25 protein-coding genes and 3 tRNA genes are annotated in these 23,460 nt (G+C 33.3%); 24 read left to right on the top strand and 4 right to left on the bottom strand.

From position 1 onward, the window contains the following. Nucleotides 1-61: 61 nt before the first annotated feature. Genes T367_RS22000 through T367_RS21995 form a run of 3 tightly spaced genes read left to right on the top strand, consistent with a single transcriptional unit; the run spans nucleotide 62 to nucleotide 2,537 of the window. A complete protein-coding gene (locus T367_RS22000) occupies nucleotides 62-634 on the top strand; it encodes a DUF4494 domain-containing protein (RefSeq protein ID WP_035843170.1) in 573 nt (190 codons plus the stop codon). Nucleotide 635: 1 nt separating this feature from the next. After that, nucleotides 636-1,277 carry a pyridoxamine 5'-phosphate oxidase gene (pdxH, locus tag T367_RS0109810; protein WP_027419684.1) on the top strand — a complete coding sequence of 214 codons (642 nt, stop codon included), beginning with the start codon at nucleotides 636-638 and terminating at the stop codon, nucleotides 1,275-1,277. 9 nt (nucleotides 1,278-1,286) lie between these two features. Beyond that, nucleotides 1,287-2,537, top strand: coding sequence for a glycosyltransferase (locus tag T367_RS21995; RefSeq protein WP_051568477.1), 1,251 nt, complete (start codon nucleotides 1,287-1,289; stop codon nucleotides 2,535-2,537). 48 nt (nucleotides 2,538-2,585) lie between these two features. Here the strand turns inward: T367_RS21995 and T367_RS0109800 are convergent, their stop codons facing one another. Beyond that, nucleotides 2,586-3,455 carry a mechanosensitive ion channel family protein gene (locus T367_RS0109800; protein ID WP_245593039.1) on the bottom strand — a complete coding sequence of 290 codons (870 nt, stop codon included), beginning with the start codon at nucleotides 3,453-3,455 and terminating at the stop codon, nucleotides 2,586-2,588. A gap of 77 nt (nucleotides 3,456-3,532) precedes the next feature. Between T367_RS0109800 and T367_RS0109790 the strand changes: the two genes are divergently transcribed. Then, entirely contained in the window at nucleotides 3,533-4,300 is a 768-nt protein-coding gene (locus T367_RS0109790) for a YdcF family protein (RefSeq protein ID WP_084274370.1), read from the top strand. 67 nt (nucleotides 4,301-4,367) lie between these two features. Here T367_RS0109790 and T367_RS0109785 read toward each other — a convergent pair whose 3' ends face one another. Then, nucleotides 4,368-4,628, bottom strand: coding sequence for a hypothetical protein (locus T367_RS0109785; RefSeq protein ID WP_027419681.1), 261 nt, complete (start codon nucleotides 4,626-4,628; stop codon nucleotides 4,368-4,370). A 274-nt stretch (nucleotides 4,629-4,902) separates the two neighbouring features. Here T367_RS0109785 and sucC point away from each other — a divergent pair, with 274 nt between their 5' ends. The 7 genes from sucC (at nucleotide 4,903) to T367_RS0109750 (ending at nucleotide 9,193) form a co-directional block, all read left to right on the top strand. Continuing rightward, the gene (sucC, locus tag T367_RS0109780) at nucleotides 4,903-6,114 is read left to right on the top strand and encodes an ADP-forming succinate--CoA ligase subunit beta (RefSeq protein WP_027419680.1); all 1,212 of its coding nucleotides are present in this window, start codon (nucleotides 4,903-4,905) and stop codon (nucleotides 6,112-6,114) included. A gap of 109 nt (nucleotides 6,115-6,223) precedes the next feature. Then, nucleotides 6,224-7,000 (top strand): type I methionyl aminopeptidase, encoded by a 777-nt coding sequence (map, locus tag T367_RS0109775; RefSeq protein ID WP_027419679.1) that lies wholly within the window; start codon nucleotides 6,224-6,226, stop codon nucleotides 6,998-7,000. A gap of 2 nt (nucleotides 7,001-7,002) precedes the next feature. Further along, nucleotides 7,003-7,590, top strand: a complete 588-nt coding sequence (locus T367_RS0109770; protein WP_027419678.1) for a hypothetical protein — start codon at nucleotides 7,003-7,005, stop codon at nucleotides 7,588-7,590. A gap of 62 nt (nucleotides 7,591-7,652) precedes the next feature. Continuing rightward, a complete protein-coding gene (locus T367_RS0109765; RefSeq protein WP_027419677.1) occupies nucleotides 7,653-8,636 on the top strand; it encodes a LacI family DNA-binding transcriptional regulator in 984 nt (327 codons plus the stop codon). 168 nt (nucleotides 8,637-8,804) lie between these two features. Further along, a tRNA-Ser gene (locus T367_RS0109760) sits at nucleotides 8,805-8,893 on the top strand. Between the two features lie 86 nt (nucleotides 8,894-8,979). Next, nucleotides 8,980-9,054, top strand: a tRNA-Pro gene (locus tag T367_RS0109755). Between the two features lie 65 nt (nucleotides 9,055-9,119). After that, nucleotides 9,120-9,193 (top strand) — tRNA-Arg (locus tag T367_RS0109750). Nucleotides 9,194-9,692: 499 nt separating this feature from the next. On the opposite strand, the gene T367_RS0109740 is transcribed toward T367_RS0109750, so the two are convergent. Next, complete coding sequence (locus T367_RS0109740; protein ID WP_027419675.1) at nucleotides 9,693-10,034, bottom strand: Hpt domain-containing protein; 342 nt, start codon at nucleotides 10,032-10,034, stop codon at nucleotides 9,693-9,695. 397 nt (nucleotides 10,035-10,431) lie between these two features. Between T367_RS0109740 and T367_RS0109735 the strand changes: the two genes are divergently transcribed. From T367_RS0109735 to T367_RS0109715, 5 genes are all read left to right on the top strand, one after another. Beyond that, on the top strand, nucleotides 10,432-10,806 hold the full coding sequence (locus T367_RS0109735) for a response regulator (RefSeq protein ID WP_027419674.1): 375 nt from the start codon (nucleotides 10,432-10,434) through the stop codon (nucleotides 10,804-10,806). A 39-nt stretch (nucleotides 10,807-10,845) separates the two neighbouring features. Next, on the top strand, nucleotides 10,846-11,553 hold the full coding sequence (locus T367_RS21990) for a hypothetical protein (protein WP_051568476.1): 708 nt from the start codon (nucleotides 10,846-10,848) through the stop codon (nucleotides 11,551-11,553). Between the two features lie 12 nt (nucleotides 11,554-11,565). After that, entirely contained in the window at nucleotides 11,566-12,717 is a 1,152-nt protein-coding gene (locus tag T367_RS0109725; protein WP_084274369.1) for an ABC transporter substrate-binding protein, read from the top strand. A 10-nt stretch (nucleotides 12,718-12,727) separates the two neighbouring features. Beyond that, nucleotides 12,728-14,215, top strand: a complete 1,488-nt coding sequence (locus T367_RS0109720; RefSeq protein WP_027419672.1) for a sensor histidine kinase — start codon at nucleotides 12,728-12,730, stop codon at nucleotides 14,213-14,215. 81 nt (nucleotides 14,216-14,296) lie between these two features. Continuing rightward, a complete protein-coding gene (locus tag T367_RS0109715; RefSeq protein WP_027419671.1) occupies nucleotides 14,297-14,701 on the top strand; it encodes a response regulator in 405 nt (134 codons plus the stop codon). A 31-nt stretch (nucleotides 14,702-14,732) separates the two neighbouring features. Here T367_RS0109715 and T367_RS0109710 read toward each other — a convergent pair whose 3' ends face one another. Next, a complete protein-coding gene (locus T367_RS0109710) occupies nucleotides 14,733-15,347 on the bottom strand; it encodes a hypothetical protein (protein ID WP_027419670.1) in 615 nt (204 codons plus the stop codon). A gap of 215 nt (nucleotides 15,348-15,562) precedes the next feature. Between T367_RS0109710 and T367_RS0109705 the strand changes: the two genes are divergently transcribed. The 8 genes from T367_RS0109705 to T367_RS0109660 all read left to right on the top strand — a co-directional run bounded on the left by T367_RS0109705 (nucleotide 15,563) and on the right by T367_RS0109660 (nucleotide 23,377). Continuing rightward, nucleotides 15,563-16,189, top strand: coding sequence for an SDR family oxidoreductase (locus T367_RS0109705; protein WP_027419669.1), 627 nt, complete (start codon nucleotides 15,563-15,565; stop codon nucleotides 16,187-16,189). A gap of 306 nt (nucleotides 16,190-16,495) precedes the next feature. Continuing rightward, nucleotides 16,496-17,332, top strand: coding sequence for an alpha/beta fold hydrolase (locus T367_RS23860; RefSeq protein WP_169736045.1), 837 nt, complete (start codon nucleotides 16,496-16,498; stop codon nucleotides 17,330-17,332). A gap of 299 nt (nucleotides 17,333-17,631) precedes the next feature. Continuing rightward, nucleotides 17,632-18,402: a DUF1963 domain-containing protein gene (locus tag T367_RS0109695; RefSeq protein WP_027419668.1), complete on the top strand. Its 771-nt coding sequence runs from the start codon at nucleotides 17,632-17,634 to the stop codon at nucleotides 18,400-18,402. 68 nt (nucleotides 18,403-18,470) lie between these two features. After that, the gene (locus T367_RS0109690) at nucleotides 18,471-19,058 is read left to right on the top strand and encodes a YdcF family protein (RefSeq protein ID WP_027419667.1); all 588 of its coding nucleotides are present in this window, start codon (nucleotides 18,471-18,473) and stop codon (nucleotides 19,056-19,058) included. Nucleotides 19,059-20,024: 966 nt separating this feature from the next. Further along, complete coding sequence (locus tag T367_RS0109675) at nucleotides 20,025-20,606, top strand: Crp/Fnr family transcriptional regulator (RefSeq protein WP_027419664.1); 582 nt, start codon at nucleotides 20,025-20,027, stop codon at nucleotides 20,604-20,606. 300 nt (nucleotides 20,607-20,906) lie between these two features. Then, complete coding sequence (locus tag T367_RS0109670) at nucleotides 20,907-21,533, top strand: hypothetical protein (protein ID WP_027419663.1); 627 nt, start codon at nucleotides 20,907-20,909, stop codon at nucleotides 21,531-21,533. Nucleotides 21,534-21,732: 199 nt separating this feature from the next. Next, nucleotides 21,733-22,323, top strand: coding sequence for an SRPBCC family protein (locus T367_RS0109665; RefSeq protein WP_027419662.1), 591 nt, complete (start codon nucleotides 21,733-21,735; stop codon nucleotides 22,321-22,323). Between the two features lie 283 nt (nucleotides 22,324-22,606). After that, nucleotides 22,607-23,377, top strand: a complete 771-nt coding sequence (locus T367_RS0109660; RefSeq protein ID WP_035843166.1) for a M48 family metalloprotease — start codon at nucleotides 22,607-22,609, stop codon at nucleotides 23,375-23,377. Nucleotides 23,378-23,460: the final 83 nt, after the last annotated feature.

The raw sequence follows: 23,460 nt of genomic DNA, 5'->3' as shown, positions 1-23,460 counted from the left end.
TAAATTTTCTAACCGATTTAACTGCTATAATTACTATTTTTGCACCAAATAAATTGGAGAAATGAATAGTTGGTATACAGTAAAAGTAAAATTCACAAAAGAATTTCAAGACGGAACATTAAAACGAGTTACAGAACCTTATTTGGTTAATTCAATTTCGTTTACTGACGCAGAAGCTAGAATCTATCAAGAGGTTGGTGAATTTACACGTGGTGAATTTTTAGTAACCTCTATTTCTAAAACTGAGTTTGCAGATATCTTTCATTATTCAGATGCTGAGGTATGGTATAAATGTAAAGTTTCTTATATCACAGAAGATGGTGATTCAGGTAAAGAAAAAAAGGTAAACAATAACTTTTTAGTTTCGGCTCATTCAGTTAAAGAAGCTTACGAAAGAATTGAAGAAAGCTTAAAAGGGATGATGGTTACTTTTGAAATTCCTATGATTTCAGTGACACCTATCGTTGAGATATACCCTTATGATGGATCTGCAACAGATGATGATGCTAGTCAATATCAAGAAGAAGCTGCAGTTGCTGCTTCAGTTTCCGTTCAACCTGAAGAGGAAGAAGAGGAGGAAATAAAGTCTCCAAATATTAACGTTGCATTCAACGCAAGCGAAGAAGAAGAGTAAAATGAATCATTTAGACGAGACACGAAATGAGCACAATGATTTTTTGAAAGGATCGTTGAGTGAAAGTCTTGTTCAAAATCCATATAAACTTTTTGAACAATGGTACGATGCTGCTTATACTGAGAAGTGTGTACAACCGAATAATATAGTGTTATCAACGGTTTCAGCGTCAGGTCAACCTAGTTCTAGAATTTTGTTCTTAAGGGAATACGATAAAAATGGCTTTGTATTTTACACCAATTATAACAGTCATAAAGGTGTAGATATTTCAAAGAATAACCGGGCTTCTATATTGTTTTTCTGGTCAGAATTAGAACGACAAATACGTGTTGAAGGAACAATTCGTAAAGTTTCTGCAGAACAATCAGACGCGTATTTTAAGTCCAGACCACGCTTAAGTCAACTAGGTGCTTGGACATCAAATCAGAGTGAGAAAGTTCCAAATCGTGCTTTTTTAGAAAAGAAAATGGCGGAGATGGAAAAGAAGTTTCCAAATGAAGTACCAAGACCTCCACATTGGGGTGGGTATATTATCGAACCAACTTTTTTTGAATTTTGGCAAGGTAGAGCAGGACGCTTACATGATCGTATCTGTTTTGAGAAAAATGAAAATAACTGGGATTCATTTAGAATTTCCCCTTAGTATTTTTCAATGAATTTTTATCTCGAAAGATTTGGTTTTCAATCACCAAAGTTCACTGATTTACCTTATCCTAATCTAAAACTTGTTATTGTAATTCCATGTTTTAACGAACCTGATTTATTAAGGTCTTTAAAATCAATATATGCTTGTGATTTAGGTGATTTTGCCGTTGAGGTGATCACTGTAATTAATGCAGGCCTAGTCCATAGTCAAGAAATTAAGGATAAAAATAGAGCGACCCTCGAAGAATGTTCGGCATGGGCGACAACAATTAATACAAGTCAACTTCAATTTAAATTTATTCATGAAGAGAATTTGCCTAAGAAGCATGCTGGGGTAGGATTGGCGCGTAAAATAGGCATGGATGAAGCTGTTGCAAGATTCGAATTGCTTAAAATAAACGGTATAATTGTTTGTTTTGATGCGGATGCGACATGTGACAAGAATTTCTTAATTGAAGTAAACAATCATTTTCAGTACAATACAAATTCCCCAGGTTGTTCGGTGTATTACGAGCATCCCATTGAAGGTACCGAATTTCAGCAAGAAATATATGATGGAATAATGCAGTACGAATTGCATTTACGTTATTATAACCAAGCTTTAAATTATTGCAACCTTCCGTATGCGTATCATACAGTGGGATCTAGCATGGCCGTTCGTTCAGAAATTTACCAAGCACAAGGTGGAATGAATAAGCGAAAAGCGGGCGAAGATTTTTATTTTATTCATAAAATTATAGCTGTAGGCGGATTTACAGAGTTAAAATCGACACGAATCATACCATCTCCTCGAATTTCAGACCGTGTGCCATTTGGAACAGGTAAGGCTGTTGGTGATTGGATAGAAAGCCAGTCGACAGCGATGTTAACTTATCAATTTGAAATTTTTAATATTCTTAAAGCCTTCGTGAGTATTGTAGATGGACTATATCAAACAAGTCTTGAGGATATTGATATGAAATTGAGTCCTGCCGCTGAGGAAGGATTAAAACGCTTTTTGAAGGAACAATTATTCGAAGAGAAATTGTCAGAGGTAAGAAAGAATTCTAAAGACTTAAAATCATTTCAAAAACGGTTCTTCAGATGGTTTGATGCTTTTAAAGTACTTAAATTCGTTCATTTTATGCGCGATTTTAAATATGAGAATCGTGTGCTTTATCCAGAAGTTAATTTATTATTCGAATCAGCCTTCGGATTACCTGCATCAGTATCAATGCGAGAGCAGTTGGAATTGTTAAGAGAAATTGAACGGAAATGAAAAAAGGGAACCGTTAGGCTCCCTTCTTCATATCAATATATTTAAATTTTAAGCATTGTGCACATGTACGTCCATCTGCGGGAAAGGGATGTTTAAACCTTCTGTACCAAATTGTTTGTAAATCTTTTCATTCATTTTAAAGAATACGTCCCAATAGTTTTCTGTTTTAGTCCAAACTCTTAAAGTGATATTCACTGAAGAATCAGCGAGTGTACCTAAGCCAATGAAGTTGGCCTGATCTTGAATAATATTATCATCTTCTTTAATGAATCTTTCTAATACTGCTTTCGCCTTATCGTAGTCGTCGCCGTAAGCAATACCTACAGTGAAATCAACACGTCTAATAGGTTGTTCAGTAAAGTTTGTCATATTACCATTTGCCATTGCGCCGTTTGGTACAATAATCGTTTTATTATCTACGGTTAAAATAATAGTATTAAAAATTTGAATTTGTTGAACAATACCTTCTTCACCTTGTGCTTTAATATAATCACCTACTTTATAAGGTCTGAAAATTAGAATCATGATACCACCAGCAAAATTCCCTAATGTTCCAGAGAAAGCCATACCAATTGCCAAACCAGCGGCACCAATAATTGCAATAAACGAAGTCATTTCAATTCCTAATTGGCCTAAAGCTGTAAGTACAACTAATACTTTTAATATAACAGATACCATGCTGATTAAAAATCCTGATAAAGAAGCGTCAAATTCCTTCTTTTTAAGCATTTTACTAAACATTTTTGTTACTTTCTTTGTGATCATAAAACCAATCACTAAAATGGCAACTGCAAATATTAAACTTGTTCCATATTCAATTAGTTTATCCCATATTGTTGACATGTCAAAACTCCATCCTGAACTTGCATCAGCGACAGGTTTTAAAGCATCATTTATCGTTTCGTTTCCTTCTTGCATTTTATTTTGTTTTTAGTTTCAACAAAGGTAATGTATTATATTTGCGTACAATAACAAACCAGTTAGCTTCATCGACTATGTTTTTCATCTTATCGAAATTTTTCTCTTTTTTAGTCCAACCGTACTCTTGGATCATCATTTTAATCTTAGTGGCTTATTTCACAAAACGCCAAATTTTAAAGAAATGGACCTTTAGATTGGCCATTTTTGGGATGTTATTTTTCACCAATTCAGTTATCTTTTTGGAGTTCGCACGGATGTGGGAATCTAAAGGAATAAAGTATAGTGAAATAGAGAATTATGATGTGGCTATTGTATTGGGAGGTATGGCTGAATATGATAATAATTTAGAACGTTTAAGTTTGCGTAGAGGAGGGGATAGATTGTGGCAAGCCTTGCATTTATATGGTGAGAAAAGAGTAAAAAAGATAATGATTGTAGGTGCTAATGGAAATTTACTGGACGAATCACTTCAAGAAGCAGCACAGTTTAAAGCTGCATTAATTCAAATGGGGATACCTGCGAGTGATATAATAACAGAAGAAAAGTCGAAAAATACCTATGAGAATGCGGTGGAGGCTAAAAAAGTACTTGAGGATTATCCTTCATTAAAGAAAGTGTTGTTAGTGACATCAGCAACACATATGAAAAGGTCTATTGCTTGTTTTGAAAAAGCAGGCTTTGAAAATATAGGTTATTTTTCAACCGATCATTTTACAGGTGAAATTCGAGGTTATAAATTAGATCAATACTTCATTCCAAATGCTTCAAATTTTACAGACTGGGGTGTGCTTATCCATGAATGGATTGGGTATACAACTTATTGGGTAAAAGGATATATTTAAAAATGTAGGGCATAAAAAAATCCTTTACAAAATTGCAAAGGATTTTTTTTCAAGTCTGAATATGAAATTATTTCGTAGCAGCCCATTTTCTGATTTCAGATCTGAACCATTCATCAGCAGCCTCTGTCCACTTATAATTATCTCTTAAATGTTTTACTGTATCTTTCTCAATGTCAGTATAACTGGCACCATCTTTAACAGCTTCTAAAATTTGACTAGCATCTTCTTTAGAAATTCTACCATCTCCGGAACCTGCAGTTAACTTGTCAGCCAATTCAATTAATTCACCGTCATATTTAACACCGTCAATCGTTTTGTAATAACTCATTATTTTATTTTTTAAATGATTAATTCTTTATTTCTACGAAAGATAATCATAAGTTTTTTTATGTTAGCCCTCATTGATTATTTTTTTCGATAATTGGTTAAAAGAACTTGATGAATTGATTACTAGGGATAAAATAGGCTAAAAAAATGGTGAACTAAAAAATAACGAGAAAATGGTAATCTGAATAAAGTCTTAAAAAAACATCAAAAAAGAAGGAATTACCTTGTCAATTTAAAGATATCAATTACTTTTACGAACCATAAAAATACTTCAAATGAATTTACACGAATACCAAGGAAAATCGATATTAGAAAGTTTTGGCGTAGCTATCCAAAGAGGCGTTGTTGTTGATAACGCAGCAGAGGCTGTAGAAAAAGCTAAAGAATTAAGTAAATCTACTGGAACTGAGTGGTTTGTTGTGAAAGCACAAATTCATGCAGGTGGTAGAGGTAAAGGATTAGTTACCGAAACACAATCTCACGGGGTTGTTTTAGCAAAAGGTATTGATTTTGTAAAAGAGAAGGCAGAAGGAATTTTAGGTGGACATTTGGTGACAAAACAAACCAATGAAAAAGGTAAAAAAGTAAATAGAGTTTTAATTGCTGAGGATGTTTATTATCCTGGAGATTCTGAACCGTCTGAATTTTACATGTCTGTACTTTTAGACCGTGAGAAGGAACAAAATATGATTGTTTATTCTACAGAAGGTGGAATGGATATTGAAACTGTTGCTGAAGAAACTCCGCACTTAATTTATAAAGAAGCTGTTGATCCTAAAGTTGGATTACAAGGTTTTCAAGCAAGAAGAATTGCTTTTAACTTAGGTTTATCAGGTACTGCTTTTAAAGGAATGACGAAATTCGTTAATTCTTTATACAATGCATATGTTGGTTGTGATGCTTCAATGTTCGAGATCAACCCAGTTTTAAAAACTTCTGATGATAAAATTATTGCTGTTGATGCTAAAGTAACTTTAGATGACAACGCATTATACCGTCACAAAGATTATGCAGCAATGCGCGATGTTTCTGAAGAGGATCCGATTGAAGTTGAAGCAGGTGATGCAGGATTAAACTTTGTAAACCTTGACGGAAACGTAGGTTGTATGGTGAATGGTGCTGGACTTGCAATGGCGACAATGGATATCATTAAATTGTCAGGTGGTAACCCAGCAAACTTCTTAGATGTAGGTGGTACTGCTGATGCAGAAAGAGTTGAAAAAGCTTTTAGAATTATCTTAAAAGATGACAATGTAAAAGCTATTTTAGTAAATATTTTTGGTGGAATTGTAAGATGTGATCGTGTTGCTCAAGGTATTGTTGATGCATACAAGAACATGGGTGAAATTCCAGTGCCAATTATTGTTCGTTTACAAGGAACAAATGCTGTTGAAGCGAAAGCTTTAATTGATGCTTCTGGATTAAATGTACACTCTGCAGTATTATTGCAGGAAGCAGCTGATTTAGTTGCTGACGTATTGAAATAGATTCCAAAGGAATATATAAAAATATCAAAACCCTGTTTTATGCAAATAAGACAGGGTTTTTAGTTTAGATAAATTTTATTATCGATTAAAGTTAATTAATTTTGCCCTCATGATAATTTACAAAACCGCCGAAGAGATCGAATTAATGCGTCAAGCAGCATTGGTTGTTTCTAAAACACTTGGAGAATTAGCTAAGGTTATTAAACCAGGAATTACAGGGCTAGAATTAGATAAGCTAGCTGAAGAATGTATTCGTGACCATGGTGCAATTCCAGGCTTTTTAGGTTTGTATGATTTTCCAAATACGCTTTGTATTTCTCCAAATGCAGAGATCGTTCATGGAATTCCTAGCACAAAACCATACGAAAATGGGGATATAGTTTCTGTTGACTGTGGTGCGATCTTAAACGGTTTTTATGGAGATCACGCCTATACATTTGAAGTTGGTGAGGTTGATCAAGCAACCAAAGATTTATTGCGTGTAACTAGAGAATGTTTGGATAAAGGAATTGAAGCGACAAGAGTAGGCAATAGATTGTCTGATATAGGATTTGCAATTCAACAACATGCCGAAGCTCATGGTTATGGAGTGGTGAGAGAATTAGTTGGTCATGGTTTAGGTAGAACGATGCATGAAGATCCACAAGTACCGAATTATGGAAAAAGGGGGAGAGGCAAGCGTATTCAAAACGGATTAACAATTGCGATTGAACCAATGATCAATATGGGTACAGAAAAAATTAAACAACTGAGTGACGGTTGGACAATTTTAACTGGTGATGGTAAGCCATCTGCTCATTTTGAACATGATGTAGCCGTAGTAGACGGAAAACCTGTAGTATTATCAACATTTAAATATATTGAAGAGGCTTTAGGTATCGCTTAATTATGACAAAGGAATTTAAAGTTGTTTTCACAATTGGATTGATTTATTTAATTTACGGTTTAAACTCTTTGTTTTCTCTAGGAGGTTTTGCGACACCCATTTTTTTGAATGCCGGTATCTTATTCTTGGTCAGTTTATACTTCCTTATTGTCCATTTAAAAGTCAAAGACTGGTTTTACCTATTAGGTTTTAATATTGCAATATTGGCATACACCCTACAAGACGGTTTTGTTCGGTATTTATTTGAACGGAACGAATTTGATGGTGTAGTTGCCTTTCTCGATCATAATTGGCTAGCATATATCGGTTTATTCCTCTATTTTAGCTTCTTTTTTATTGCTATATTTTATTTGTATAAGCAGACCAAAAACATCTTCATTGGACTTGGGTTAAGTCTTTTGCTATTGCTCTGTTTAGCATTGAAATTCAATAACTTATTTATCTATGCAGATTTAATATTTAACCTATTTTTAATCGTTTTCATGGTTGGGGTTTATCGTTTAAAACCAAATTATCGAATAATTCTTGAGGTGTTATCTGCTCAATTTACCTTGATCCTTCTTTTAGATTTTTTTAAATATATAATTTAATGAAGCTTAATATCTAAAAGTTTTAGTTAGATTTATATCGCCTCAAAAAATTGAATAAATAAATGAAAAAAGTCTCTTTAAAAGACATTGCCGAAGTGCTGGGTGTCTCAAAAGCTTTGGTTTCTTTAGTATTAAATGATAAAGGAAACGAACGTGGAATAAATGCACAAACGCAGGAACGCGTCCGAAAAAAAGCCAAAGAACTAAATTATATACCCAATCAATACGCACGTGGCCTGCGGGTAGGCCGAACAAATACTATCGGTGTAATTGTTCCAGACATTTCAAATGTTTTTTATGGTACACTATGTAAAGCAATCGAGAAGGATGCTTATGCAAAAGGTTATAATCTTATTATATCGAATAGTTACGAAGACATCCAAAAGGAAAAGAAATTAATAACAGAATTAATCAATAGAAATATCGATGGTTTGATACTGGCATCTTCGTTCGAACATAAGAATGATATTATCGGTTTAAATTTTAAACAATTTCCGGTTGTATTAGTCGATCGTACTTTTGATGACTTACCAATAGATTCTGTTTCGGTTTCAAATTATGAGGGTGCCTTTAAAGCGACAAAATATTTAGTAGACAAAGAGGTGAATATGCCAGTTTGTTTTGCGATATCACCTTCTCATATTAGTTCTATCGCAAAAAGGGTAGAAGGGTTTAAAGCAGCATTGAAAGATGAAAATGCTAAAATCTTCCAAATTCCGCATGACAATATTGAAATAGCAGTTTCAAATGCCTTGGAAGAGGTCAAAAAAATAGGTGCAACAGGAATATTTTGTAGTAATAATTCAATTGCGAAAGCTTTATTAAAAAAATCTATTCAAGAAAAGGATATTTTTAATGCTTTAACAATTGTGAGTTTTGATGATGTTGAATTGTTTGATTTAGTTAGTATGAAAATTTCAGCTATCGCTCAACCTATTGATGATTTGGGTGTTACAGCACTTCGCTTACTATTGAAACGCATTGAAAGTAAGGAAGAAAATCCTGTTGAAAATGTAGTCTTGGATACGACATTAATCGAACGTTAAAAAAAAGTTTGAAATTTATTAAAAAGTTAGCGCTACCATTATATGAATTTCATATATTTGCACCCGCGTTCATTGAAAATGAATTTTAAAAGTACTAGAGAATGGCTTTCTTAATAGCAATTGGGAGGTCAAACAAGATTAGTCTTGTAACTCTATAAATGAAATACTGGAGAGGTGCCTGAGAGGCCGAAAGGACTTGTTTGCTAAACAAGCGTACCCTTAACCGGGTACCCGGGGTTCGAATCCCCGTCTCTCCACATTATTTTTTAAAATTTTTAAAAAAAAAGAAGTATTGCGTTGCACAGAAATAAAAAAGAGTTATCTTTGCGCTCGCATACAGCTACGGGGTGTAGCGTAGCCCGGTCATCGCGCCTCGTTTGGGACGAGGAGGTCGCAGGTTCGAATCCTGCCACCCCGACTAAAAGGAGATGAATTTTTCATCTCCTTTTATTTTTAGTATTGAGTACAATACATTTATGTATTGGGCCTGTAGCTCAGCTGGATAGAGCACCTCCCTTCTAAGGAGGCGGTCGAAGGTTCGAATCCTTCCGGGCTCACAAGAACAAAAGCTTTCCGCTCTGCGGTGAGCTTTTGTTGTTTTGAGCAAGAGTCCAACCCGAAATTTCGGGTTGAGCGAGAGCTAAAGACAACAAAAGATCAAAAAAATCGCAGATTTTTAAAGCTTTTATTCGACCGGAGTCCCCAAGGATCACGAGCAAAGCGAGTAATCCGTTATATGTCGAATACCCATCGAGCAAAGCGAGCCTAAAAAACATCTCCCCTAAAAAAATACTAGAACAACGCAACCAACAAAGTTGGTAAGTCAGTTCGGTTATGGCCCCCCAAAAATTATCGAGCCTGTCGAGCCCAAAAAAATCGAACTCCCCAAAAAAAAACATCAGAACAACGACCAACGAAGTTGGTAAGTCAGTTCGGTTATGGCTTCCAAAAATTATCGAGCCTGTCGAGCCCAAAAAAATCGAACTCCCCAAAAAATACATCAGAACAACGCTACCAACGAAGTTGGTAAGTCTGCTCGGATCATGCCCCCCAAAATCAATTCCCTTCTTCACCCGAAAACAGCGCATTGAGCTCTTCAACAGCTACCAACAAAACCTCAATATCAATTTCAGTAATATCCTTACTCAGCTCATACTTATCTTCAATTAAAATACATTCCGATGAAACAGGTTTTGCACCAAAAGTTAAAGCCGAGCCTTTCATTTTATGAATAATAGCCAAAAAGGCATCAGTATCTTTTGCCTGATAAGCATTCTTCATTTGAACGACCGCCTTATTCAACTCTTGAACATAGATCGGGAGAATGGCCTTTAGAAAATTCATTCGTTTTTCATCAGCATCAAAAAATGTAGCCAGTGCTTTGGTATTATGTGTCATGGTTGGTAATAAAGGTTATTGCGTGCAAAATCCTTTTAAAAATAAGATTAGGACGGTCAAACAATATAAATGAAAATTTTTATTTGATGTCAATTATCGAGTAAAAACATGTTGTCATCGAGGTTTCTTTTTTCGCGTCTTAGTTATTTGCATCTTTACTTTAGATTAACCCAAATTATAACTTATTTAATAATTTATTCGCGAATTCATCTTTAGTAACTTTACAAAAGTGTAATTAAAAGATTTCTGAATTTTACTTATCGTTTAATATAATAATGTATATGCGTCATTATATTTAATTATAAAGTAGAAAAGGAGTGTTTTAATTGTTGCAGAGCCTTGCAATTATTACTGTGTACTGTTACTGTTTGAATTCAACAATAACAAAACCTATCCCATGAAACAGTTAACTTTTTTACTTTTAGATGACGATTCTGCTGTAACGGCTTATATTCATCACTTAATTTTATCGGAATATCAAAATGCCAATATTATCATTTTCGATGATGGTAGGCTTGCATTAGATTATATCCTCCAAAATGATCTAGACATTGATGTAATGCTCATTGACCTGGAAATGCCTGCTTTTGACGGCTTAGATGTCCTTAAAGGTGTGATTAGAAATCGTGTGGATCTAAATCATAAGAAAATTGCTATTTTAACTGGGCAAGATTTTAAAAAATATAGTGATAAATTGACATTTGCCGAAGAAATTGTATTCCTCCAAAAACCATTTACTATTAATAAATTGAATATGTTATTGGCAAGTTAATACTGAATAGCCATGCGTTGCCAATTTTACATATATTGTTTGCTTTTACTAACTGTAAATTCAAATGGTTACGCTCAAGATACAACAGAGATTAAACAAGCCAAACACATTAATAAAGGTTTTCTAGATTTTAACGGTTATTATGATACCCGAGAATTCAGTGTCATGACTTTGAATATATTGGCAATTTTGCCACATCGTATTCAATATTTTTCTTTAACGAATTTTCAAGGTCCTACACGTACATCAGATTTAAGTAATTATTATTCTGAGCAGAATGTACGGTGGAATTTCATGAAAAATATTCCTTTAGATTTTACAAGTCAATGGGTTTTAAAATCAGGTATTAATAATGATGTGCTCAAATTTGGATTTCGCTGGAGTTTGCATAAATCAAAAGGGTTACGCAATTTCTTTAAAAAATTGAATCTTTCATATTCCATTAATCCCTTTTTTATTCAATTCGCGCAGAATAAGCAAACAGAATACTTAACGCAAATAGAACATGTGTATAAATTAAAAATTTTGCCGACCGTCTTGAACGACAGAATTTATATTGGTGGCTTTATTGATCAGAATTTTTTAAGTGATAATAATAAAGTAATGATGAAGTTTGTGACAGAGCATCAGCTCGGATTAAGAATAATTGATCAACTTTATGCCGTACTTGAATTCCGAATTAATGATTATTTACCGAATGATAATTATGGATTTGGGTATGGTTTGGAATATAAAATTAGGTTTTAATTCGAATATTTTATGAAAATTAAATCGTACTTCGTTCTCTTCAATCAAATGGCATTTATTGCTTTAATTGTATGCTTAACAGGTTGTTCCAGTCATGAAATTAAAGAGATTAATATCGGATATATTGGTCCATTAACTACAAGAGCTACTGATTTGGGGATTGCTCCATCACAAGCCATGGAATTGGTTATTGAGCAATACAATAAGCAACGTGCTCCAAACGAGCCTAAAGTGAACTTTTTTATTGAAGATGATCAGTGGGATAAAAAAAATGCAATTCCAGCTTACAATAAACTAAGAAAAGAGCATAATATTGATGTCTTATTCATTAGTAATACGGATGGAACAATAGCTGTTCAAGATAAAATATTGGCAGAAAATGTCATTTTAGTGAATCCTTTAAATAATGATCATTTATTGGCCAGTTTGAATAAAAACACCTTTAACATTGCTAAGTCTACAGAGGATGCGATGGGGTTGGTTGCGCTTAGAATTATTCAATTAAATCTGCAGAAAGTTATTATATTACAATATCCTAATGATTTTATGAAACGTGGGGCAATGGAAGTAAAAAGAATTTTAGATGAAGTTGGTATTGAAAACAAAATATTGGAAGTAGGAGTAGGACAGGAAGATTTTTCTGATGACATTAGTTTGATGCAAACAGAAGCCTATGATGCATACGTTTTCTTTGGTTATAAAGAGTTTGGATTTGCGATGAAACAAATTAGGGAAGTAGGAATAACCGCACAATTTTTTGGTGCAACTACAATGATGGATCCTGAACTGTATGACAATTCTGAAGGTACCTTAATCAACACCGAGTTTCCATTTTTTACGGCTAAAGATGGAAATTACATTTTAGCGGAGAATTTTTTAAATGATTATGAAAATAAATATAATGAAAAACTATTTTCTGTTTGGCCGGCAATGCAAGCCTATGACGCTATGCGATTAACTTTAAATGAAATAAAAAAAGTAAATAAAGATAAAAAAGAAACAGAAGCTTTTGGAGATTGGTTGATAGAGTCAATTTTGAAAATGGAGCATTATCAAGGCGTTTGTGGAAATTTACGTATCAATGAGGATGGAACATCAAGAGGTATATATTTTTCGCTCTATGAATCGACTGGGAAAGGTGAGGTTAGCTTGATAAACGAATAATTCTTTGAAAATGAAGATTCAGAAAAAATTAATTATAGCATTTGGTTTCCTTATCATAGTACTCTTAGCTGAGATCGTCATTAATCAAGTGATTACTTATCGCGCCAAAAACACATTCATAGAATTAAAAGAAAATTCTGGACCTACCTTAAAATTATTAGACGAATACAAAATGTTGAATAGAGAGCTCGGACTATTGAACAATACTTGGGTGGCCAATTACGATAAAAGAGCAGTCAATAAAATAAATGCTTTAGTAGATGTTGAATTACCACATTTTAAATCTAAAATTTCAACCATTAATAAGACGCTTACCGCAAACGATTCGAAAAGTAAGTTATTTGAAGATATAATTGATCAGTCAGAAAAGTTGATAGTACTCAATAAAGAATTGATCAATATTCTTGTTACGAAGCAGGATTATGAGGATAAGGCTAAATTGAAGGAGGCACGAATTATGATTAGTCAGCAGACGGCTCCCATACACTTTATGATAGACGATGGTATTAATCGTTTACAATCACGCTATAATCATCAATATGAGTCTTCTCAGAACGAGCTGTTGAACAATTTAAAGTCGGCTTCGACCATTATTTTTATTTTAGGAATTATCGGTATTGTTGTCGGTTTTATTGTAGCGAGGCAGGTTGTTAATTCGATTTTGGACTCTATTTACAAATTGAGTGACTTAGCACAGAAGGTGAGTGCTGGAAAATTCGGCATGCAAACAAAATTAAAAGGCAATGATGAATTGGCTTTGCTGGGCGACTCTTTAAATATAATGAGTCATAGGCTGGAGGAGATTTTTAATAAGAATGAAGATAAAATAAAAGAACTACAAGAGTTTGCCTATATCGCTACGCATGATTTAAAAGTGCCTGTCGATAATATTAAAGGTTTGCATATAGCTTTAATGAAGGGATTGGATTTAGAGGATGAAAGAACGAAACAAATTAAAGAATATCTTGAGATTTCAACCGACCAAGCAAGTCGAATTATTGCAGACTTAGTAAAAGTAACACAGGAAGGGGATCTTGAGGACGACGAAGAAGAATTGAGATTGGAAAATGTATTTAAAGAAGTGCATAATAATCTGCGTATGAAAATAAAAGCGGTTGATGGCGAAGTTTCAACAGCTTTCGAATATCCGACAGTTAAATTTTCAAGAAGAGTATTGATCAGTATTTTTCAGAATTTAATAAGTAATGCAGTGAAATATCATTCACCGAATCGAAAATTAAAAATTGATATAACAGCAAAGATAGAAGGTGATTATTTGTGTTTGGCATTTACTGATAACGGTTTAGGAATAAATTTAAAAACACAACGTGAAAAATTATTTGGTTTATTCAAACGAATTTATACGCAGAATGAAGGGAGTGGAATAGGACTTTATATGATCAAAAGATCAATAGAAAAATACGGTGGAAAGATAGATGTTAAGAGTGAAGTAGATGTGGGTTCTACATTTTATGTATATTTAAAAAATAAAACTTAATCAGGCGTTTGAAATTTGTGATTTTCCTAAATATTTAAAACGTTTGGATCGATGATTGTTTAAACTACGCATGCAATTGAAATGAAAAAATTAAAGAATATATTACTCGTTGAAGATGATTTGGCAACGAATTTTTTACATAAAATGCTATTGAATGAATTGAAGCTAGTCGATTCCATCAATATTGCTGAAAATGGTCAAGAAGCATTAGATTATATTAATTCTTGCGCTTCAGAAGATCTCCCTGAATTGATTCTTTTAGATATCAATATGCCTTATATGGACGGGTTTGAATTTCTTGAGAATTATAAAGATTTACCGGCAGAAAGAAAAACAGGTGTTATTGTCATGATGCTCACAACATCAAACAACCCAAAAGATTTGAATAAAGCCAACGATTTTAAACCGACAATTAAAGGGTTAATAGAAAAGCCTTTAACTGAAGAAAAAGTAAAGGAAATTTGGGCCCATTATTTTAAGGATTAAATCGACTGCGTGTATTTGAATTGTTGATCGCTTATTTCGCAATTGCTTCATTAAAAACAGCTTCCAAATCTTTGAACAATACCATAAAACGAATTCTTTCTTCTTTTCCAGGAAAATCTGCGTCTATATATGTCTTTGGCTCAAAGGTTGAATAACTGCTAATTCCATTCCCTTTTATAAATTCAATGCGATAGGTTGCACCATGTGAAATGTCTATTGGTATGGACTGAAAATCGTTTTCTTTTGGATCAATCATCTTTTTTTCCTGAATATTTAATTGATACTGGTTAAATGTATATCTGTTCGAATCTATGATGTCATTTAATAATTCAAAGAAAGGTTTACGCGATTTACCTTTAACCTTCAGGCGTGTGGCTTTATTTTCGATATGATCGAATGACGTAGTCGTCAATTCAATTTTACCGTTTTCATAAAAAATGATATAGTTGGCTGTATAATTGTAAGCTCTACTCGTGTATATATTATAGTGCAGAATTAAAGCCGATGTATCTTTAATATGAAGGGTAGCATAAATGCTTGCGGTCGTATCCTTCCGTTCTGCAAATTGAATGTCTGAAAGGTTCGGTTTTTGCCCAAAGCTTCCACAGGTGATAGTGATCAATAAAATAGTAAGGCTTAATCTCATTGGGTGTAATATACAAATTCTAATGCCACTATTTATAAAAATATTGAAGGTAGACTTGAAGCATACTTTTTAAAATCAAATGGCTTAAACCTTGGAAAAACGCCTTATTTTACTTATATTCCTCTAAACGAGAAATGAACTGCATTAAACATGTGTCTGGTTCATTTTATTGTCCAAGACTTGGATGATTGAATCAATTAATCACAAAAATAAAGATGGATAAAGAAAAAGTATTAGTCGCCGGTGCCAATGGAACAACTGGTAGAATGATCATACAATTATTAAAAGAATCGAATCTGTATACACCGATTGCAATGGTGCGGACTAAAGAGCAGAACAATCGATTTGAAAAGGACAATGTCGCGACGGTTATGGCAGACTTAACAGCTAATTTAACTGAAGCTGTAATGGATGCAGATAAAGTGATTTTTGCAGCAGGATCGAAAGGGAAAAATGTGATAGCAGTAGATCAAGAAGGTGCAAAAAAAATGACGGACGCAGCGCAGCTCGCAGGTATTAAAAAATTCGTGATGCTCAGTTCGATGGGCGCAGATAACCCGAGCCAAAGTGAGTCCTTAAAAGATTATTTAAAAGCTAAACAAAATGCAGACGAACATTTGCGAGAAAGCGGTGTGCCATACAGTATCGTACGTCCAGGTCAATTAACGGATAACGGACCAACTGGCAAAATAGAATTGAAAGAGAAGTTGAATAAAGCAGGTAAAATATCAAGAGCCGATGTTGCAAAAACTTTGGTTGAAGTACTCAATGACAAGGTTCAAAATAATACAACCTTCGAAATTATTGCCGGAGAAGATGAAGTCGCGCAAGCTGTGCTTTAAACATTGCTATTCATCCAGATTTCTAATCCTTTATTGAAAAAGTAACATAATTTATCTGTTCAGATATTGTCGAACGAAGACTTATGCCCTGGTGTTGCTCCCAGCCCCATAATATTTCTGATGTTACGTCACAAAAGTTTAAACTTCCTTAAAGGATCTTCGATTTGCAACCTTATCATTCTAAATTCCAAAATAGAAATACTATATTTGATTAGCACCTAACGATCTAGACAGAAATAAAATCAATCTATATAAATGGAATATCTCACGGCTGTTTGATATTCGTACTGATACACAATTATGAATATGTCAAAATTAAGTCTTTTATTGTTTATCCCTTTTATAGCATGCATGAATACAAACAATAAAAATGCACAGGCCGATGATATAAAAACAAAGGGTAAAATAGAAACGGACAAAACAGTAGCATTTAACACACTTATTAAAGGAACAGGAAGTCCAACTATCATTTTTGAATCAGGATTAGGAACCCCTTTAAATAATTGGGAAAGTATTCAAACAAGCATTTCTAAAAACTATAAAACAATAGCTTACGATAGAAGAGGAATAGGACAATCACCAGCCACAGATAATCCAAGAACTATCGAAAATTTAGTAAAAGACTTAGACATTTTAATCAGCCAAAATAATATTGATGGACCTATCATTTTAGTAGGACACTCTCTAGGAGGTCATATTGTTAGAAAGTATCAACAGTCATTTCCATCTAAAGTTGCAGGCTTATTCTTAATCGATCCAACTAATGAGTACATCTATGAAGAGGTTTTCAATCATATGTCTCCAGAATCTGCAGATTCAATGAAAACGGCATGGGACACTAGTTATAAAAAAGGAACTATTGGTGTATTTAACGAATGGAAAGAAGCCTATAACATTGATCAAATAATGAGAATGTATCCACTTCCTACAGATATCCCGATCACAATTCTTGCCTCCTACCAAGCGAGTACATTTCTAACGAAGCAAAATGCTAAAATTAAGGAAAAGCAATTTTCAGATTGGAAAAAAAATAAGCCCAATGTAAAAATATTAAACACAACTAATAGTGGTCATTACATCCATCTTGGAGAACCTGAATGGGTTATCACTGAATTAGAAGCATATCTTAAAAACTTAAAATAGTGTATAACACTGCTTATTGCAAATAAGGCGTTCTGAGGTTTATTAAAGTTCAGTACAAGCTCGAAATTTTATCAATTTCTATTTATCTGTGCCCCAGCTGTGCTACTACTGATGCGACCAAATGCTTATAGCTGATCTAAAATATTTTCTCGTTTGCTACTGTATCATTCTGTAATCCAAAATAGAAATACTATATTTGGTTCACAACACGCCCCAAGACAATTAATGTATCCATTTAGATAAAAGAAGTATCACAGACATATTTGATATGCGGGTGTTTTCATCTATAAACATAAACAATGAAAAATTTAAAAACAGAATTAGACACTTTTATTAAGCAACTAGACTGGACAGAAACTGACAGTGCTGATATTATTGCAGAGATAAAAGCTCAAATTGCAATTACATATGATGAAGACGCGAATATAAAAATTGGTGATTCAAAAAAAGGTGGTATTCCTGATGTCCCTAAAAACTTTGAATGGCCTAGCGACAAAAGAGGTCCACTTAGTTTTGTTTTACAATACAACTGTAATGATTTACAGGGGTTTGATGGAAGTGAGCAATTGCCTAGTTCAGGAAATATATTGGTTTTTTTCCGTGGAGAAGATGGGATGGAAGAAGCTGTTATAAAATATGTAACCGAGACTGATTTAATCGCAGCAACAATTCCTGAAAATACGGAAGTACTGGAAGAATTCAAAATGGAATTTCATCAATTTTATTCTCTTCCTGGTAGCATGGATTTAGAATTAGAAGATGATGGAGACTTTGTTGATGATGACATTCCTACATTTTTAAATAATAAGGTTTTTAATGATGAGGATGCTGATTTTGAGGTTTTATTAGGATATCCGCAATATATTGATTTGTCTCAAGAAGATGAGTTTGAAGATGAGTTTGAAGACGAAGATGAAGATGACAATAACGAAAACGACAAAGAAGAAGTAGTTTTACTTTTTGAAATTGATGCAGAAATATTTAGTGAGGCAGGTGGTTTTATTGGTGGAATAGTACTTGCAAATGAATTAAAAGAAGGCAAACTTGATATTGCAGATCTGTTAACATAGAACTTTTTTTTGTTTGTTAATCGTCTTAGAAGCAGCTTAAAATCATTTTTTGGAGATAATTTTGAATCATGAAACGACTGAAAAAGTTCATCAAATACATTGGTATTTTATTGTTGCTTTTCATGATCTTTAACTCAATTAGAATATATAGATATTCTTTTGAATACTCAGCAAAGAAAAGTGATGTAGCAATAGTACTCGGAGCAGGAACGCACGATGGAATATTATCGCCTGTTTTTATTGAGCGTATTGAGCACGGAATCTACCTCTATCAAAACCAACTTATCGACAAAATAATTTTTACGGGAGGTAAAGGAGAAAATCAAGAAATTTCAGATAGTGACCTAGCGAAGAATTATGCAATTGAAAAAGGTATTCCTACAAAAGACATACTAATCGAAGAATATTCAAATTATACTTATGAAAATTTAATTGAAGCGAAAGGGATAATGGATTCACTGAATTATTCCAGTGCTTTAATTGTTAGTGATCCTTTACATATGAAACGCTCAATGGAACTAGCTTTCCAAACTGGAATTAAGTGTGAGCCATCCCCATCAAAAACATCTATGTATCGAACAATTATTCCAAAGCTTAAATTTTTAGCTTATGAAACATTTTTTTATACGCTAGGGAAACTAAGTTTTCAACATTAGTTTTACACTGAATGAAATAAGAACTGAATAAATAAAACAGAACATTACAAATTGTGATATTTATAGCGAAAGATTTTCTCATTTTCGTTCTTGTCAATCTATATTCCAAACTAGAAACATTATATTTGTTTATAAACTAACGATCTAAGAGAATTAATGGATCAATGCTTTACGAAAGGGATATAAGGAGTATCGCTTATGTTTGATTTGCACATGTTGCAGACTATTCAAGTGAAATACTGAAGACAATAACAAATGGAATTATTTTGCAGGTTTTTAAAAATAATTGATGTGAATCTAATTTATTGTTTGATACCAATAATTTTGACACTATTTTTCGTGGAACTATTCTTTAAAAACCGATTTGAAACCAGAAAAGCTCTGAATTTAATTCGTTGGACTATTATTTCATATACGATAATGACGCTTATCCATTTTCTGATAGGAATATTTACACAGGGTGACGAATATGTCTTTATAACAAGACCGAATGGATCATATAAAATTGCATATTTGATATCACTTTCATTCGCTTTATTTTTACCATTCACGCTGATGGTTAAAAGTTTATGGACAAAGTTTGGTTATATACTTCTGGTTGCATTTTTAATGAAAGCCGGATTTTATTTTGAGCGATATGTAATTATTGTGACAAGTTTACATGAAGATTATTTGCCCCAGAATGAGAGCTTCCAATTCGTAAATTCGCTCTTATTCGGAATTGGAATGATATTTCTGCAAGGTTTAATAATCACAATCATAATTTTGGGTTTATTCGAAATATTAAAAAGAAAAAATTTGCGAACAAAAAAGTAAAAAATTCACAGCAAATTGTTCGGCAATTGCCTTCAGTTATATAAAAAAAATATATCTTCAAACGAATTAAAAGGTATACGCCGCAATCGTTTAGTATACTCCTGCGTTATGGAGCATTGCCTTTAGTAAAATGCACCTAGTCCTATTAAAATGAATTTAGAAGAAAAAATAAGAGCATTGATCAGTAAATTCGAATTGCTGAATAAAGAAGAAGTTGAAATAATTGTTGATAAAACAATTGTAGATGAGTTTAAAAAAGGAACTTTATTATTGAAAGAAGGGCAAATTCCAACGAAATGTTACATGGTGGTGGAAGGCTGTGTTAGGGAATATATCATTAAAGATGGAGAAGACAAAACAACTGCCTTTTTCATGGAAGGTGATACTTTTACTCCTAATTCTGGGAATGGAGCTCCGTCAAAACATTATTGGGAATGTATAGAAGATTGCGTTTTAACCATTAGCAACAAAAGTTTTGAAGAGGAAATTCGTGCTGCATTACCTCGACTAGATACTGTTTTTCAAGGAATAGCCTTAGAAAAGATAAGTGCAGCGAAAGAAGAATGGAATATGTTTGTCACTTCCTCACCTGAAGAAAGATACCTTAACTTATTGGAGACCAAAGCACATTTACTAGACAGAGCGCCACATCATCAAATAGCGAGCTACCTTGGAATGAAACCTCAATCACTGAGTAGAATTCGCAAAAGAATTTTAGATCAAAAACAATAAATCACACTGCTCTGAATCTTCTTTGAAAATAGGCTGAAGAACAGGTTCGATATTTACACATCATCTATTATTTAGATACTATGTTTTAAGGCATGGACATGATAGAACGCACCATAACATACGTTTAAAACATCTTCTTTTATCAATGTACGCCATCAATTTATTTGAAAATAATAATAAATTGGGTAACGTTAACTTTAGTGAATGCACAGAAATTTCATTCCACTTAATTTTGTTATAAGTAATCAAATTAACACTTGATTTTCAAAATAACAGCCCATTTGGCTATATAACTTAGGAATGAAGAAAAATATCAAATCATTAATCACCACAATGGCAGTTTTGTTCGCTGCCAATTTAACCATAGCGCAGAGTTCATTAAAAGAAGATAAATTAGACATAAGTTTAGCTGTTGTTGATTGGGTTGAATCAAGTATAAATTTAGAAATTAGAAATCATGGGGATCTTGGTTTTTTCGATTTAAATAAACTAACAGAAAAGGGAAATAAAACATTAACTCTTTTCAGAACATATAGAACATCAATCAATAGTGGCTTTACTTTTATTGAAGTCGGTGACTCAATAAAAGCTTTAAAAATGTTGAAAGGTGAGGTTAAGTTTTCAGGTTCCGATATGGATCAAACACAAGACACGCTGATCATCGCTGTATACTATTCAAAAACAAAAGATGCATCAATAATTGAAAATTTAAACAATGATCTAATTGCTGAAAATGCAGTTGTAGTAAAAATAAGTGAGCCTTCGGAGCAATTTGAACATTTTGAAATTAATCTTACAAAATGCCATTCAGAAAAAGAACGAAAATATTTAATCATTCAGTTCTTAATAAAATCAGGAGGAGATGACAATTTTTATTATGGTATTTCGAATGCTGTTATAGAAAATCTCTATCTGACCAAACATTAACCTAATACAGCTCTACGAGAAAATTTATGCCAGATATTGAACAATTTCAATAGCATAATTCTTTTAAAAAAAAATTAAAATGACTTCATTCAAAATCCAATATTCTAATATACCGTTAAGAAGAATAATCTCACTATGCATTTTATGTGTATTATTATATACTACTGTCGGCTGTAGTTCAAGTCGAAATAGCATTTCTATGGAAGATAAAAATCAGCATTGGAAAATTGTAAAAATTGAAAAAAATGAAGCGCCTACATGGACAATATATGCGCGCAAAATTGATGATACAGGTTCCTTAGAATACAAAATTGAGGGCGAGGTACAATCAACTTCAGAGGCATGCTTGGCTTCTTTCAGAGAGGATATTCAAGACCTCGCCAATGGATCAGAAAAGAAAAAGTATCCAACCTATGAGATTGTCGAAGAAACTAAAGACAGTCTTTTAACCTATGTGATTCATAAGGAACCCTTTATATTTAAAAATACAGAGATGCGTGTGAAGTATCTCTTTATTGCGAAAGAAGACGGAAATATTGGTGTAAGTTGGCACGAATCATGGGAAGATTGTCCTAATCCGCCATCTAAAAAACTGAAGCGAATTGAATTTTATAGAGGGAATTGGCATTTCGAAAAGATCGCTAAAAATCAAACAAAAGCCGAGAATAGTGTACAATTTAATCCTAAAAAAATGCCACGCTGGCTGTTCGAACCAATGGTTACTAAATTTTTAAAAGAAGGTTTGGAAGGAATTAGAAATAAGACTGCTAAAGAAACTTTATTGAAATAAATTGATACAATAATAGGGGAGAACATAGTATCAATGACAACTTTACATAACTTTGGAAGTCCACAAGTTCTTCTAAGCCCTTCGCCAATAACCGCGCTGCTGCTGCGAAAAAATTATAGCTGACCTAAAGTTTTTTCTGATTTGCGATCTTGTCATTCTAAAAGTCAAAACAGAATACTATATTTGATTCAAACCTAACGACCTATATAACAAAATCAATCCAGAATGAACAGGATAAAAGGAGTATCATAGATATGTTTTTAGCTTGACTAATACTTAACAAATGGGATTATTCAGAAAAAAGAAAATTGAACTACCGATATCTGAGCAAAACAGAATTTGGATGGAACAAAGTTTTTCTTGGCTAAATCATGAATTCAATGATATTCGAATTAACGAACGGAAAATATACATACCTTCTAAAGAAGACTTTCCGTTAAAATTTGAGGATAAATCAGAAACGGCAGAACAAGTAGTTTCGATCATAGCGGAAGCAATGAGAATAGATACAAATGATCTTATACTCCAAATGTTTTCGAATGGTATCATAGAGTTCAATTATGGATCATCCATATTGTTTACTGCCATGGAGGATGATTCGGAAACAGCTGGTTCTTATCTTAAAGGTGCGAATGGAAAATACACCATCAGCCTTGACAAAGCTTTATTAACACAAGGAGAAAAATTAATTGCAACGGTCGCACATGAACTCTCCCATGTTAAACTACTTGGTGAAAAGCGAATCGAAGAAAATGACGAACCTTTGACCGACTTGACAACAGTTCTTTTTGGTTTTGGAATTTTCAATGCGAATTCTTCATTTAATTTTACTTCAAATACTAATTCATGGGGTTATTCTAAACTTGGATATTTACCTCAGAATGAATGGGGCTATGCCTTAGCGCTGCTTGCATATAGCAGAGATGAAAACAATCCTAAATGGGTCCAATACTTGAATAAACAGAGTCAGGCAGATTTCAGAAAATCAATGCAATTCATATTGGCTAATGAGCAGCTCATTTGGCAAATCCCTGAAGACGAAAACGAAGAATAAGATACCTGGTCTGGCTCTCCCATAAAGTTTGCAGCGTTCTAAATACGGATATTCTAAGTAAATTGCAAATCAATAAATTTTAC

Origin of the sequence: Crocinitomix catalasitica ATCC 23190 (assembly GCF_000621625.1) — a bacterium.
Classification (GTDB): Bacteria; Bacteroidota; Bacteroidia; order Flavobacteriales_D; family Crocinitomicaceae; genus Crocinitomix; species Crocinitomix catalasitica.
This window is presented reverse-complemented; position numbering and strand designations above follow the sequence as displayed.

What these genes read in the sequence shown, in the direction of transcription:
- T367_RS22000 (WP_035843170.1), top strand. Translation starts at nt 62, where the DNA reads ATGAATAGTTGGTATACAGTAAAAGTAAAATTCACAAAAGAATTTCAA.
- pdxH (WP_027419684.1), top strand. Translation starts at nt 636, where the DNA reads ATGAATCATTTAGACGAGACACGAAATGAGCACAATGATTTTTTGAAA.
- T367_RS21995 (WP_051568477.1), top strand. Translation starts at nt 1,287, where the DNA reads ATGAATTTTTATCTCGAAAGATTTGGTTTTCAATCACCAAAGTTCACT.
- T367_RS0109800 (WP_245593039.1), bottom strand. Translation starts at nt 3,455, where the DNA reads ATGCAAGAAGGAAACGAAACGATAAATGATGCTTTAAAACCTGTCGCT.
- T367_RS0109790 (WP_084274370.1), top strand. Translation starts at nt 3,533, where the DNA reads ATGTTTTTCATCTTATCGAAATTTTTCTCTTTTTTAGTCCAACCGTAC.
- T367_RS0109785 (WP_027419681.1), bottom strand. Translation starts at nt 4,628, where the DNA reads ATGAGTTATTACAAAACGATTGACGGTGTTAAATATGACGGTGAATTA.
- sucC (WP_027419680.1), top strand. Translation starts at nt 4,903, where the DNA reads ATGAATTTACACGAATACCAAGGAAAATCGATATTAGAAAGTTTTGGC.
- map (WP_027419679.1), top strand. Translation starts at nt 6,224, where the DNA reads ATGATAATTTACAAAACCGCCGAAGAGATCGAATTAATGCGTCAAGCA.
- T367_RS0109770 (WP_027419678.1), top strand. Translation starts at nt 7,003, where the DNA reads ATGACAAAGGAATTTAAAGTTGTTTTCACAATTGGATTGATTTATTTA.
- T367_RS0109765 (WP_027419677.1), top strand. Translation starts at nt 7,653, where the DNA reads ATGAAAAAAGTCTCTTTAAAAGACATTGCCGAAGTGCTGGGTGTCTCA.
- T367_RS0109740 (WP_027419675.1), bottom strand. Translation starts at nt 10,034, where the DNA reads ATGACACATAATACCAAAGCACTGGCTACATTTTTTGATGCTGATGAA.
- T367_RS0109735 (WP_027419674.1), top strand. Translation starts at nt 10,432, where the DNA reads ATGAAACAGTTAACTTTTTTACTTTTAGATGACGATTCTGCTGTAACG.
- T367_RS0109725 (WP_084274369.1), top strand. Translation starts at nt 11,566, where the DNA reads ATGAAAATTAAATCGTACTTCGTTCTCTTCAATCAAATGGCATTTATT.
- T367_RS0109720 (WP_027419672.1), top strand. Translation starts at nt 12,728, where the DNA reads ATGAAGATTCAGAAAAAATTAATTATAGCATTTGGTTTCCTTATCATA.
- T367_RS0109715 (WP_027419671.1), top strand. Translation starts at nt 14,297, where the DNA reads ATGAAAAAATTAAAGAATATATTACTCGTTGAAGATGATTTGGCAACG.
- T367_RS0109710 (WP_027419670.1), bottom strand. Translation starts at nt 15,347, where the DNA reads ATGAGATTAAGCCTTACTATTTTATTGATCACTATCACCTGTGGAAGC.
- T367_RS0109705 (WP_027419669.1), top strand. Translation starts at nt 15,563, where the DNA reads ATGGATAAAGAAAAAGTATTAGTCGCCGGTGCCAATGGAACAACTGGT.
- T367_RS23860 (WP_169736045.1), top strand. Translation starts at nt 16,496, where the DNA reads ATGTCAAAATTAAGTCTTTTATTGTTTATCCCTTTTATAGCATGCATG.
- T367_RS0109695 (WP_027419668.1), top strand. Translation starts at nt 17,632, where the DNA reads ATGAAAAATTTAAAAACAGAATTAGACACTTTTATTAAGCAACTAGAC.
- T367_RS0109690 (WP_027419667.1), top strand. Translation starts at nt 18,471, where the DNA reads ATGAAACGACTGAAAAAGTTCATCAAATACATTGGTATTTTATTGTTG.
- T367_RS0109675 (WP_027419664.1), top strand. Translation starts at nt 20,025, where the DNA reads ATGAATTTAGAAGAAAAAATAAGAGCATTGATCAGTAAATTCGAATTG.
- T367_RS0109670 (WP_027419663.1), top strand. Translation starts at nt 20,907, where the DNA reads ATGAAGAAAAATATCAAATCATTAATCACCACAATGGCAGTTTTGTTC.
- T367_RS0109665 (WP_027419662.1), top strand. Translation starts at nt 21,733, where the DNA reads ATGGAAGATAAAAATCAGCATTGGAAAATTGTAAAAATTGAAAAAAAT.
- T367_RS0109660 (WP_035843166.1), top strand. Translation starts at nt 22,607, where the DNA reads ATGGGATTATTCAGAAAAAAGAAAATTGAACTACCGATATCTGAGCAA.